We start from the raw sequence: 12,476 nt of genomic DNA, 5'->3' as shown, positions 1-12,476 counted from the left end.
CCTGCAAGAGTTTCCAAGCCGCCTACCGCAGGCATTCTTATGGGGGCTGCTAATGCCTTGATTGACCCTAGAAAGATAACGGGTTACGCGCTAAACAAGGACCATATTTCAGGAGGGCCAAAAGCACGAGTGTTTGAGTCTGCTCTTGGTTTTACTTTAAAGAATGCAGACGACCTGATAAGGCAGCTTCATCATGGCGTCCGTACAACAGGCTCAACACCTGGAGTGGTAAATGATATGGGGGCTCGCTTCAGAGTCGATATTCTGGTTAAGGGTCCAAAGCGAGAGGGGGTCGTGCGCACAGGTTGGATCTACGATCCAGGTTCATCGACCCCGCGGTTGACAACATTATTTGTAAGGTAGAGTTTTATGAGAATGACAATAAATGATGTCGTGAGGCTCGATGTAGATATTCCTGAAGAAGGATTGTTTGTAGGTGATATTGGAACTGTGGTTCACGAGTGCATAGGGCCAAGAACTGCGTACGAAATTGAATTTACGGATGAGCATGGCCGAACGGTTGTGCAACTAACTTTATTACCTTCTCAGATATCTTTGGCAATGGACGTTGGATAAAAAGTGACTCATTGCCCAGAAGAATCGCAGATTACAGCGTAATAGTGCCAGTTTTTCGAGGCAGAAGGGCGAAACGAAATACTTCTGAAAAACCATCAGTCGCCCATGGTCGTGATGGGGTCGGACGAAGCCTTGATTGGGTAGTGAAGGATTCGCACCGGAAAGTTACCTATGTCGAACTTTGAGAGTTATATACGAGCTCTATGTGCTGGATAGGTATTCAACTGGAAAGCGCTACGCTTTTCTGCAGATGGGTTTGGCTGGTGTGGCGTCGGTTGTTTTGATTATGTACGCGATTGGCAGCGCTTGAGCCAAGAGCCAACGTATCTAATCTCAAGAAAACCAAGGTTTACGAAGCGGGAGTTGCTGAAGGCAAAGGGAGCGGATCGCAGACGGTTGTGATTCCGTAGGCGAAGGCGGTTGTGCCGGAGCCAGTAGCTGCGCCGCCGCGGAAGAAAAAATCTCGAAACAAGCCGCCGCCGCCGCTGGACGAGGCTGAAGGAAGATCGCACACCATTGTAGAGAGGCCCGGACGTGAGGGACAGTACACAACGCATTATGAAAATGGCACGTTCAAGCAATATCGGGGAAGCGGTAAGCCTCATGGTAAATATGCGCGACCAAATATTAAATTTAATAAGATCAATACTCATCCCGGTGGCGTGAGTTCTGCCAGTGGCCCGATTGTAAGATATCCAACAGATGACGAGTATCCAAAATGAGTGGCTCCGTATCCAAAGATAGTTATTCAGATTATCTGTCTGTTAATGAAGAAGGTCTTTCACGGTTTGACTATTTTTATATGGTTAGAGAAAAGAAGGATTTATGCAGTGACTTCATCATCAGCTTCGCTGCCTTACTTAATCCCACGCTGTTTTATAACGGGGAAGGTTATTTTGTTGGGGGGAATTATACAGAGTTAAAATATCAGGAGTTCCTGCGGAGTGGTGTCCTTGATGTTTCTTACTGGGTCAACATGGTTGAGATTACCAGTTTGTTGGGAGATATCAGTTATGAAGATGCGGCTGAACTAGGTGCGGTAATATGTAAATGCTGGAATGATAAGCTTGTCCAGCAGTTTCCAGCGTCCGGCTCAGAAGCCGTACTTCTGCTGGAAGATGATCTGGATGAGGTCTGGGTGACTTTATGCAGGCGCTAGTTTTTCGTAGGGGTGGGCGGCGTAAAACTGGGCATAGGAAGAAGCTGTTTTGAAATCGCTACAGATATCGGCATCGCCAAGACTGAGGTGTATAGCCAATCTCAAGCATGTCACAGCGCTTGTACCCGAAAACAAATGGATCTGGGCAGTGCTTGAGTTTTATGGTTTCGGCATCGCTCCGGCGGGGTTGGCTATGCCTGACTTTGAGGAGCATCTGCGAGTCCTCGAAAAAGGATGGGTGTTCAGTTGGGAGGAACTACGCCTATTCGCTAATGATATCGAGCAGGTTTTCGACTGTTTTATCGTCGCCGTGGATTCTGTCGACAAGATCAGGAAACCCATCGAGGTGGATGAGGCGCCGCAGAATTGTTTTATCGCGCTTGAGGCCTTTGACAGTCATGAGTGGAATATATGGAGTGATGCTCCTGAACTGCTGAATCCGTTTTCGGCGTTGCGTGAGTTAAATGGCTGAGCTTGAAAATTTTGATTTTGCGTCGTTCCGAGCCGATAACGCTCATCATCCCGTCTCGGGCTTCGATTACATCCATGCGGTTCATTACACGCAGCGGCTGCCGGCAGACTTCGCGCTCTGTATGGCAAAGCTGTACTGGCCCGACTTCATACGTGTGGATGGTTGGGTTTTTGTTAAGGAAAATTTTGATGAGACTTATTACCGCTCGCTCTTGGAATCGGATAGTTCGCCAGCCAAAAATCAGTTCTGGATGAATCTGCTCGAGGTGACGGGGCTTTTTGAGAATCTTTCGTTGCCTGAAGCGACGGTTGTCGCGAATGCATTGGCAGGAAGTTGGAACGCCAAGCTTGCCTCTGAATTCGGCCCGTCTTTTGCCCAAGCCAGAGCGATTGTCGATGATGAGGGTTGCGAGGTATTTGTGACGATTGGCTTTTCGGATTAACGCTTGAAGGGTTTTGGCTGTGCCAATGGATTTTACGTTGCTCGATGTGGTCAGGCTTGAAGTGAATGTTCCTGAAGCAGGTTTGGTCAAGGGGGCAATGGGGACGATTGTGCATGAGTTCTTTGTTCCGGACATTGCGTACGAGGTCGAGTTTGCCGATTCGCAAGGCAGAACGACGGCGCAGTTGACATTGCTTCCTTCGCAGTTGTCTCTTTTGGCGCGGATATGATGAGCTTAAAAGTAGTTAAACGACTCAAGGGGCTCTTTCGGTCGGAGTCTTCAAGCAGGGATGATGTGCCGATCATATATCCTTATGCGGATTATGTGGTGGGGGGGTAGGACCAATACATAAAAGTTCTGCTATCTGTACATGAATCTGTCGCGTCTGGATTTCCCGGCGGACTTCATCGAAAGCTTCGCCGCGCTCTTCAACCCCACGATCATTGTTCGTGAAGGCGGGTACTTCGTTGAGCCGTTTTGACTGATTGCGGTGTGGTTGCTGTTTGTGTGCGGGCAAGAATAAGTAAAAGATTAAATATTAAAGGATTTAAGTTTTGGTCAGGCTCTTCTGTCAGAAGTTTTCCTTGGTGCGCGTAGGTGAATTCTGGTTTTTTGAAAAGTCAGGTTTTCAGCTTGAATGTAGAGTATTTCGTGAAATAAATTCCCCTTGTTTTTTCAGGCTGGGGAGTGGAGATGAGCTATTTGGGAACGCATTTGGATTTTTGCAGGGTTGTACCCTTTAATTGGTATGACACTGGGCTGATAGTGGTTAGTGGCGACGGGCCAAATATTTGTGGGCATGCTCTACTAAGGGCGGGCATATTCTATTTTCACATTGCGGGGTTGGTGGCTCGGCCTTATTACATGGACGAGTCTGGCTACAGACGCTACCTTGCGGAGTCATCCAAAACAGAGCTGTTTCGTCGAAACGTCAGACTCACGAATCCCGAGGCCGCTCAACGAAAGCTGGAGGAGTTGAGCATAAAGCCGTGGCATTGGTTCGGGATTCCCAATAACTGCGTATCTTACGTCGAGGAGGTTTTCAATGCGGGAGGATCCTCTGAAGCGCTGCTTTCCAATTGTCCGGTGAGATGGCGATGATCATCATCCGGGTTTCATTGGCGTGCCTGACCTGGGTCGTCTTCTGTATGCTTGTCATGGCATGCATTTCATTATTTTGGAGCGAGCGCTTGAGCCCAAATCAATATGGGGTTGCTGCCGCTTCAGGCTTGATAATGGGCTTGTCGTCATTTCGGCGGATATTACCCAGCATTTTTCTGGCGGCGTTGTCAGGCATAGCCCTGGGCATGGTTCTGACAATACTGATCATCGGTCAATACTGGCCTGAATTGCCTTACGAGCAAGCGTTGAACTACCTGCTGTGTGCCGGGCTGGCGGGTATGGTGTCGGGTGCGTTGATTGCACAAGCATTTGGCAAAACTCGAGCCAAGAGCCGACGTATCCCCTGACAACCAGCAAATGTGACACACACCCACATTCCGGGTTTACCCGTATCGCTCGCCGTCACATAATCGCGCTGAATGCCTTCCAGGAGACAGCCTTGCCGAGCGCAGCCCCTTCATCGTCAGTTTTGCTGGTCCAGCTATCCGACAGCCACCTGTTTGCCGAGGCGGACGGCGCGTTGCTGGGCATGAATACCCGTGACAGCCTGGAAAAGGTGGTCGAGCGGGTGCTGGCCGAACAGTCGGATATTGATGTGGTGATCGCCAGTGGGGATATTTCCCAGGATGGTAGCGTGGAGTCGTATGAGGCGTTTCGTCGGCTCAGCGGGCAGATAGACGCACCTGCGCGCTGGTTCGCAGGCAATCATGACGAATTGCCGCAGATGGAACAGGTCGCTCAGGGCGCAGGTCTGCTGGACCCGATCGTAGACATCGGCCAGTGGCGGATAACGCTGCTGGATTCGGCAGTGCCCGGTTCAGTGCCTGGCCTGCTGGCGTCGCAGCAGTTGCAGATCCTGGAGCGCTCGTTGAGTGAGGCGCCCGACCGGCATCATCTGGTTTGCCTGCATCACCACCCAGTGGACATTGGCTGTGAATGGATGGCCCCCATCGGTTTGCGCAACGCCGAGGCGTTCTTCGCGGTTATTGATCGGTTTCCTCAAGTGCGTGCTGTGCTCTGGGGGCATGTGCACCAGGAATTCGACCAGATGCGCAGTGGCGTGCGGCTGCTTGCTTCGCCGTCGACCTGCATTCAGTTTGCACCAGGCAGCATCGATTTCAAGCTGGACACGGCCGCGCCCGGCTATCGCTGGCTGCGACTGCATGACGACGGGCAGCTTGAAACGGGTGTTTCCAGAGTGGTCGGCATGGTGTTCGAGGCCGATTATGGCGGCACTGGTTACTGATTCATCAGGCTGAATCGTTTCCAGTGAGGTGTTGCGGCGCGGGTCCCTGTAAACTACGCGGCTTTGCTTGGCTCTCGGGAGCGACAGCGTGACCAGCGATACACCTTCATTGCTGTACATTCATGGCCTGAACAGTTCGGCCCAGTCCAAAAAGGCCTGTCAGTTGATTGCGCTGATGGATTCCCTCGGGCTGGCAGAACGTTTGCAGGTTCCCGAATTACATCATCATCCCCGTCAGGCGATGGCCCAACTGGAGTCGGCGATACAGGCGCTTGGGCGGCCATTACTGGTCGGCAGCTCCCTCGGCGGCTACTATGCGACTCATTTGGCGCAGCGCCACGGCCTCAAGGCAGTGCTGATCAACCCTGCCGTCAACCCGCACCAGCTGTTCGACGGGTTTCTCGGCATGCAGCAGAACCTGTACACCGGTGAGCAATGGCAGTTGACCCAGGACCACATTCACGCGTTGGCCGAACTGGAAGTGCCTGCTCCGCAGGATCCCCAGCAGATCCAGGTGTGGCTGCAGACGGGTGACGAAACGCTGGATTACCGGCGTGCCGAGAGGTTTTACAGGGCCTGTGCGTTGCGCATCCAGGCCGGTGGCGATCACAGCTATCAGGGTTTCGCCGGGCAACTGCCAGCACTGCTGAGTTTTGCCGGTTTTGCCCCGAGCCTGTTGCAAACGATTGATCTGTCCGTGTTGTAAGTGATCGACGCCCGGTCATATGGATGCAAGAACATTGAACCCCCGAAATTTCATGAACGATTGAAAACGAGAACCCATGGCCAATCCCAGCGCTAGCTCTTATAACGCAGACGCCATCGAAGTCCTCTCGGGCCTCGATCCGGTTCGCAAACGTCCGGGCATGTACACCGACACCTCGCGCCCCAATCACCTGGCGCAGGAAGTCATTGACAACAGTGTCGACGAAGCCCTGGCCGGTCACGCCCGGTCGGTACAAGTCATTCTCCACGCGGACAACTCGCTGGAAGTGTCCGACGACGGACGCGGCATGCCCGTGGACATCCACCCTGAAGAGGGCGTTTCCGGTGTCGAGCTTATTCTGACCAAGCTCCACGCAGGCGGTAAATTCTCCAACAAGAACTACCAGTTCTCCGGCGGCCTGCACGGCGTGGGTATTTCGGTGGTCAACGCGCTCTCCAATCAGGTCCGGGTGCGGGTCAAGCGTGACGGCAACGAATACGAGATGACTTTCGCCGATGGCTTCAAGGCCACGGAGCTGGCGGTCATCGGTACGGTAGGCAAGCGCAACACCGGGACCAGCGTCTATTTCGCGCCCGATCCCAAATACTTTGATACCCCCAAGTTTTCCGTCAGCCGTCTCAAGCATGTGCTCAAGGCGAAAGCCGTACTGTGCCCGGGTCTGCTGGTCAGCTTTGAAGACAAGTCCACCGGCGAGAAAGTCGAGTGGCATTACGAAGACGGACTGCGTTCTTATCTGCAGGACTCTGTCACCGAATTCCTGCGTCTGCCGGACGAACCGTTCTGTGGCAGTTTTGCCGGTAACAAGGAAGCCGTCGACTGGGCGCTGCTGTGGCTGCCGGAAGGCGGCGACAGCGTTCAGGAAAGCTACGTCAACCTGATCCCGACCGCGCAGGGCGGCACCCACGTCAACGGTTTGCGTCAGGGTTTGCTGGATGCAATGCGTGAGTTCTGCGAATTCCGCAACCTGCTGCCGCGCGGTGTGAAACTGGCGCCGGAAGACGTGTGGGAGCGGATCGCGTTCGTGCTGTCGATGAAGATGCAGGAGCCGCAATTCTCCGGTCAGACCAAAGAGCGTCTGTCGTCCCGTGAGGCGGCCGCGTTCGTATCAGGCGTGGTCAAGGATGCATTCAGCCTGTGGCTCAATACGCACTCGGAACTGGGCCTGCAACTGGCCGATCTGGCGATCAACAACGCCGGTCGTCGTCTCAAGGCCAGCAAGAAGGTCGAGCGCAAACGCATCACGCAAGGCCCCGCGTTGCCAGGCAAGCTTGCCGATTGCGCGGGTCAGGACCCGGCACGTTCCGAGCTGTTTCTGGTCGAGGGTGACTCCGCTGGCGGTTCGGCCAAGCAGGCGCGTGACAAGGAGTTCCAGGCCATCCTGCCCCTGCGCGGCAAGATTCTGAACACATGGGAAGTGGACGGCGGTGAAGTGCTTGCCAGCCAGGAAGTGCACAATATTGCCGTCGCCATCGGTGTCGACCCGGGTGTTGCCGACATCAGTCAACTGCGCTACGGCAAGATCTGCATCCTGGCCGACGCCGACTCCGACGGGCTGCATATTGCCACGCTGCTCTGCGCGCTGTTCGTCCAGCATTTCCGTCCGTTGGTGGATGCTGGGCACGTCTATGTCGCCATGCCACCGTTGTATCGCATCGACCTTGGCAAGGAAATCTACTACGCGCTGGACGAAAGCGAGCGCGACGGGATTCTGGATCGTCTGGTTGCCGAGAAAAAGCGCGGCAAGCCCCAGGTCACGCGATTCAAGGGGCTGGGTGAAATGAACCCGCCACAATTGCGCGAAACCACCATGGACCCGAATACGCGGCGTCTGGTGCAGCTCACGCTGGATGACTACGCTGCGACATCGGAAATGATGGATATGTTGCTGGCCAAGAAACGCGCCGGCGATCGCAAGTCCTGGCTCGAATCGAAGGGCAACCTGGCCGAGGTCCTGATTTGATCCGAGCCTGGCTCGCTGCCTTGGCCATGGTGGTTGCTCCGGCTTTTGCCATGCAGCCTCTTGAGGGCCTTGAATTGCAATCCGAGCATCCGGTCGACGGCATGGTCGGTGGCAATCTGTCGGGTCTGGCCATGTGCAATGGCCAATTGTGGACGGTGTCGGACCGCGATGACACTTTGCTGTACAGCCTGGACGTGTCGGATCAGGTCTGGAAGGCCGAGCCGCATGTCCTGGACGTGCCAGCACCGAAAAGCTATCTGCCACTGAATTTGCGTTCGCTGGCCAACCTGTCGTCGGTCGTGCGCGGTGGCAATCTGGATTTTGAAGGCGTGAGCTGTGACGCGGCCGGCAATCGCTATCTGGTCAGTGAAGCATACGGCACAGTCTTGAAGGTTCCGGTCAGCGGCGCCCCCTTCTGGCTGGCGCTGCCCAAAGAGATGATCGAGCAGGCGCGTGCCCAAGGGATGCTGCAGCATTTCAACGCCATTTTCGAAGGCATTGCGGTTGATGCTGCGGGCGACCGGATCTGGCTGGCGGCCGAGCGCGAGAAGCGTGGCCTGCTGCTGGTTCAGCGCGACAGTGGAAAGGATCAATGGGGCTGTGGCAAGAGCTGCGTCCTGCTGTCGGAAGCAGGCAAGGACTCGCTGCCCCCCGAGCAGGCACGCAGAAAGGTTTCTACTGATTTTTCCGATATTTCGCTGTTCAACGGCAAACTGTTCACGCTGGAACGTTCGGTTTACCGCATTTGTCGACGAGACTTGGAAGATGGCCAGATCGAGCGCTGCTGGTCGTTCGCTAAAGAGGCGATGCTGCCATCACGCCGCTACGATCAGCCCTATGGCCTGACCGAAGCGCTGGTGGTGGATGAGACGGGTGCCTGGATCGGTATCGACAACAATTTCGGAGCCCGTGCCGACGGCGAAAAACGCCCGATTGTATGGCGTTTTGCGGCGCCAAGGCTGGGCTGGAGTTCTGGACAATGAGCCAGGCGCCGCCCGGCAGGCGTGCTGGCAAGATTCTCATGATTCTTGCCTGGGCTGCCGGGCTGTTTCTGGCAACGCGCTTTTTCGGCGATTGGGAGGACAAGCAACAGAACCCCAACGCTGTCGTCACTTCGCAACACGGTGACGGCTATGTCGAAGTGCAACTGGTGGGCAACCGTCAGGGGCATTTCGTCAGCAGCGGCCAGATCAACGGTCGCGCTGTAGAGTTCATGATCGACACCGGGGCCACGGATGTGGCGATCCCCGGTGAACTGGCCGACGACCTGGGCTTGAAGCGAGGGCTGCCGGTGACGGTAAGCACGGCTAATGGTATGAGCCAGGGTTTTCGGACCACGCTTGACCGGCTGCAACTGGGTGACATCGTCCTGACCAATGTCCGCGCGCTGGTAGCACCGGGTTTTGAGGGGCGACAGGTATTGCTGGGCATGAGCGCAATGAAACAACTCGAATTCACACAGCGTGGCGGCAATTTGCTGCTGCGCCAGTCAACGAAATAATGAGGCCCGCATGAGCGACTCCCTTGACCTCAGCCTGGATGGCGTAGAACGCCGATCACTGGCTGACTTCACCGAACAGGCCTACCTCAACTACTCCATGTACGTGATCATGGACCGTGCCTTGCCGCATATCGGCGACGGTCTGAAGCCCGTACAGCGCCGCATCATCTATGCGATGAGCGAGCTGGGCCTGGGTGCGGACGCCAAGCACAAGAAGTCGGCGCGTACCGTCGGCGACGTGCTCGGCAAGTTCCACCCGCACGGCGACTCGGCCTGCTACGAAGCCATGGTGCTGATGGCTCAGCCGTTCAGCTACCGTTACACGCTGGTGGACGGGCAGGGCAACTGGGGTGCGCCGGATGATCCCAAGTCGTTTGCGGCCATGCGCTACACCGAAGCACGTCTGTCGCGTTATTCCGAAGTCCTGCTCAGTGAGCTGGGGCAGGGCACTGCCGACTGGGTTCCGAACTTCGATGGCACCCTCGACGAACCCGCAGCGTTGCCTGCACGTTTGCCGAATATCCTGCTCAACGGCACCACCGGCATCGCCGTAGGCATGGCCACCGACGTTCCGCCGCACAACCTGCGCGAAGTCGCTAGCGCCTGCGTACATTTGCTCGACGATCCCAAGGCGACGATTCAGGAATTGTGCGAGCACATCCTGGGCCCGGACTATCCGACCGAAGCCGAGATCATCACCCCGCGTTCCGACCTGCTGAAAATCTACGAGACCGGTCGCGGTTCGGTGCGCATGCGTGCTGTCTATCGCATCGAAGATGGCGACATCGTGGTCACGTCGCTGCCACATCAGGTCTCTGGCGCCAAGGTGCTGGAGCAGATTGCCGCACAGATGCAGGCCAAGAAGCTGCCAATGGTTGCTGACCTGCGTGACGAGTCGGACCATGAAAACCCTTGCCGGATCGTGATCATTCCGCGCTCCAACCGGGTTGAACTCGACGAGCTGATGCAGCACTTGTTCGCCACTACCGAGCTGGAATCCAGTTACCGGGTGAACATCAACATCATCGGTCTGGACGGCAAGCCGCAGCTCAAGAACCTCAAGACACTGCTCAGTGAGTGGCTGACCTTCCGCATCGGCACCGTACGCCGGCGTCTGCAGTTCCGTCTGGACAAGGTCGAGCATCGTTTGCACCTGTTGGACGGTTTGCTCACCGCGTATCTCAATCTGGATGAAGTGATTCACATCATCCGTACTGCCGAGCACCCCAAGGCCGAGCTGATTGCACGGTTCGACCTCTCGGAAATCCAGGCTGACTACATTCTCGATACTCGCCTGCGCCAGTTGGCACGTCTTGAAGAAATGAAGCTGCGCAGCGAGCAGGATGCATTGCGCAAGGAGCAGGCCAAGCTTCAGGCCCTGCTGGGCAGTGAAACCAAGCTGCGCAAGCTGGTTCGTGCCGAACTGATTGCCGATGCTGAAACCTATGGCGATGACCGTCGCTCGCCCATCGTGGCGCGTGCAGAGGCCAAGGCCCTGTCCGAAAACGAGCTGATGCCGACTGAGCCGGTTACGGTGGTGCTTTCCGAGAAAGGCTGGGTGCGTTGCGCCAAAGGCCATGACATTGATGCCACGGGTCTTTCCTACAAGGCCGGGGATGGTTTCAAGACCTCCTCGACTGGTCGTTCCAATCAATTTGCCGTGTTCATCGACTCGACCGGCCGCAGTTATTCGGTCGCCGCGCACACCTTGCCGTCGGCTCGCGGTCAGGGTGAGCCATTGACGGGCAAGCTGCAGCCGCCGCCAGGCGCCACGTTCGAGTGCGTTCTGCTGCCTGAAGACGACTCGCTGTATGTCATCGCTTCGGATGCGGGCTACGGCTTTGTCGTCAAAGGTGAAGATCTGCAGGCCAAGAACAAGGCGGGCAAGGCGTTGCTGAGCCTGCCTGCGGGGGCAAAGGTCATTCTGCCGCGCCCAGTATCCGACCGGGAACAGAACTGGCTGGCTGCCGTAACCACAGAAGGGCGCTTGCTGGTGTTCAAGATCAGCGATCTGCCGCAATTGGGCAAAGGCAAGGGCAACAAGATCATCGGTATTCCCGGCGAACGTGTGGCCAGTCGCGAAGAGTACGTGACCGATCTTGCAGTGATCGCGCAAGGCGCTACGCTGGTTCTGCAGGCTGGCAAGCGCACGCTTTCGCTCAAGCCAGAAGATCTCGAACATTACAAGGGGGAACGTGGTCGTCGGGGTAACAAGCTCCCGAGAGGCTTCCAGCGCGTTGACGCCTTATTGGTGGAAAACAGCTGAAAATATTGATCTGGCGCCAGTGTTCTTCATTTTGCCATGAAGGACGACGCATAATCGCTGGAGTCATGGCGCATATTCACGGATGATATGGGGTCTTGGGGCGCAAGCGTGGCTGATCGCCTGCATGGGTCTGGAAAGTACTTAGACTGTGGCTTCCCCGTGGGGCAGCCACCTGGATGGGATGATGAATCTTCTACGCCTTCCTCTCGTCTTGCTGATCACTGGCGTTTTGGGTCTGGCAGGGTGCAGTGTGCACCAGCCGACCGCGCTGTATCAGCTCGACAGCGGTGAGCCGGGTCAACCGAAACAGAGTAGTGGTCTGGCTGTATTGCTGGGTCCTGTTTCGGTGGCCGACTATCTGCAACGCGAAACCCTTCTACAACGCCAACCCGACGGTACGTTGACTGCTTCCAGCGATGGACGCTGGGCGGGCAATCTGTCCTCGGACATCGACCAGTTGCTGTTGCGGCAACTGGCCTGGAAGCTGGACAGTCAGCGTGTCGTACTGGCGCCTGCGGTTGCCAACTTCACACCCGACGTACAAGTCGTTCTGTCCATTACTCGCCTTGATTCCGGTGCCAAGCAGCCTGCTGTTCTGGATGCGCAATGGCGACTGCTTGACCGCAAGGGCCATGTCCGCGACAGCCGACTGGTGCATCTTGAGCAAGTCCACGCTGGCAGTTCTGCCGATCAGGTGAAAGCACAGGGTCTGCTGCTGCAGCGCTTGGCAGACCAAGTCAGTACGGCCATCAAACCGATTTCCTGGCAGCCCGTCGAAGAACCCAAAAAGGCACCTGTCGCCCGCGCCAAGGAGCCGGAAAAGCCAAGGATCCCGATGGCCTCACCGATACGCACCGACCTTGAAGTGTTCCGCTTCTAAGTCACCTGTCTAGTCCTGAAATAGGTTTACACCTATTTCAGTCTCAAAGCGCCCGATGCACCGCATCGGGCGTTTTGTATTTCAAGGACAGATGCGGCCGCTCCCTGTTGTAGATCAGCACCGAT

The 12,476-nt window shown here is 55.9% G+C and carries 14 protein-coding genes; all 14 read left to right on the top strand.

The features are described 5' to 3' along the window. The first annotated feature begins 39 nt into the window (after positions 1-39). The 14 genes from KDX37_RS29765 (at position 40) to KDX37_RS15310 (ending at position 12,351) form a co-directional block, all read left to right on the top strand. Positions 40-363 carry a DUF6883 domain-containing protein gene (locus KDX37_RS29765; protein ID WP_406642484.1) on the top strand — a complete coding sequence of 108 codons (324 nt, stop codon included), beginning with the start codon at positions 40-42 and terminating at the stop codon, positions 361-363. Positions 364-369: 6 nt separating this feature from the next. Then, a complete protein-coding gene (locus tag KDX37_RS15375; RefSeq protein WP_319941702.1) occupies positions 370-576 on the top strand; it encodes a DUF4926 domain-containing protein in 207 nt (68 codons plus the stop codon). Between the two features lie 718 nt (positions 577-1,294). Then, a complete protein-coding gene (locus tag KDX37_RS15365) occupies positions 1,295-1,735 on the top strand; it encodes a hypothetical protein (RefSeq protein WP_231653534.1) in 441 nt (146 codons plus the stop codon). Between the two features lie 148 nt (positions 1,736-1,883). After that, positions 1,884-2,207, top strand: coding sequence for a hypothetical protein (locus KDX37_RS15360; RefSeq protein WP_231653533.1), 324 nt, complete (start codon positions 1,884-1,886; stop codon positions 2,205-2,207). Next, positions 2,200-2,649, top strand: a complete 450-nt coding sequence (locus KDX37_RS15355; protein ID WP_231653532.1) for a hypothetical protein — start codon at positions 2,200-2,202, stop codon at positions 2,647-2,649. The genes KDX37_RS15360 and KDX37_RS15355 overlap by 8 nt, the downstream gene beginning before the upstream one ends. Positions 2,650-2,674: 25 nt before the next feature. Beyond that, positions 2,675-2,878, top strand: coding sequence for a DUF4926 domain-containing protein (locus KDX37_RS15350; RefSeq protein WP_231653531.1), 204 nt, complete (start codon positions 2,675-2,677; stop codon positions 2,876-2,878). An 862-nt stretch (positions 2,879-3,740) separates the two neighbouring features. Next, positions 3,741-4,118 carry a hypothetical protein gene (locus KDX37_RS15345; protein WP_231653530.1) on the top strand — a complete coding sequence of 126 codons (378 nt, stop codon included), beginning with the start codon at positions 3,741-3,743 and terminating at the stop codon, positions 4,116-4,118. A 92-nt stretch (positions 4,119-4,210) separates the two neighbouring features. Next, positions 4,211-5,017, top strand: a complete 807-nt coding sequence (gene cpdA / locus KDX37_RS15340; protein ID WP_231653529.1) for a 3',5'-cyclic-AMP phosphodiesterase — start codon at positions 4,211-4,213, stop codon at positions 5,015-5,017. 88 nt (positions 5,018-5,105) lie between these two features. Beyond that, the gene (locus KDX37_RS15335; RefSeq protein WP_231653528.1) at positions 5,106-5,723 is read left to right on the top strand and encodes a YqiA/YcfP family alpha/beta fold hydrolase; all 618 of its coding nucleotides are present in this window, start codon (positions 5,106-5,108) and stop codon (positions 5,721-5,723) included. A 76-nt stretch (positions 5,724-5,799) separates the two neighbouring features. Further along, positions 5,800-7,704, top strand: a complete 1,905-nt coding sequence (gene parE, locus KDX37_RS15330; protein WP_231653527.1) for a DNA topoisomerase IV subunit B — start codon at positions 5,800-5,802, stop codon at positions 7,702-7,704. Further along, positions 7,701-8,687: an esterase-like activity of phytase family protein gene (locus KDX37_RS15325; RefSeq protein ID WP_231653526.1), complete on the top strand. Its 987-nt coding sequence runs from the start codon at positions 7,701-7,703 to the stop codon at positions 8,685-8,687. Before parE ends, KDX37_RS15325 begins: the two co-directional genes overlap by 4 nt. Beyond that, the gene (locus KDX37_RS15320) at positions 8,684-9,205 is read left to right on the top strand and encodes a retropepsin-like aspartic protease family protein (protein ID WP_231653525.1); all 522 of its coding nucleotides are present in this window, start codon (positions 8,684-8,686) and stop codon (positions 9,203-9,205) included. The genes KDX37_RS15325 and KDX37_RS15320 overlap by 4 nt, the downstream gene beginning before the upstream one ends. Before the next feature lie 10 nt (positions 9,206-9,215). Continuing rightward, positions 9,216-11,471, top strand: a complete 2,256-nt coding sequence (gene parC, locus KDX37_RS15315; protein WP_231653524.1) for a DNA topoisomerase IV subunit A — start codon at positions 9,216-9,218, stop codon at positions 11,469-11,471. 184 nt (positions 11,472-11,655) lie between these two features. Then, a complete protein-coding gene (locus tag KDX37_RS15310; RefSeq protein ID WP_231653523.1) occupies positions 11,656-12,351 on the top strand; it encodes a PqiC family protein in 696 nt (231 codons plus the stop codon). The last annotated feature ends 125 nt before the right edge of the window (positions 12,352-12,476 follow it).

Origin of the sequence: Pseudomonas californiensis, assembly GCF_021147775.1 — a bacterium.
Classification (GTDB): domain Bacteria; phylum Pseudomonadota; class Gammaproteobacteria; order Pseudomonadales; family Pseudomonadaceae; genus Aquipseudomonas; species Aquipseudomonas californiensis.
Note: the sequence above shows the minus strand (reverse complement) of the source record. Positions and strands in the feature narration are given on the sequence as shown.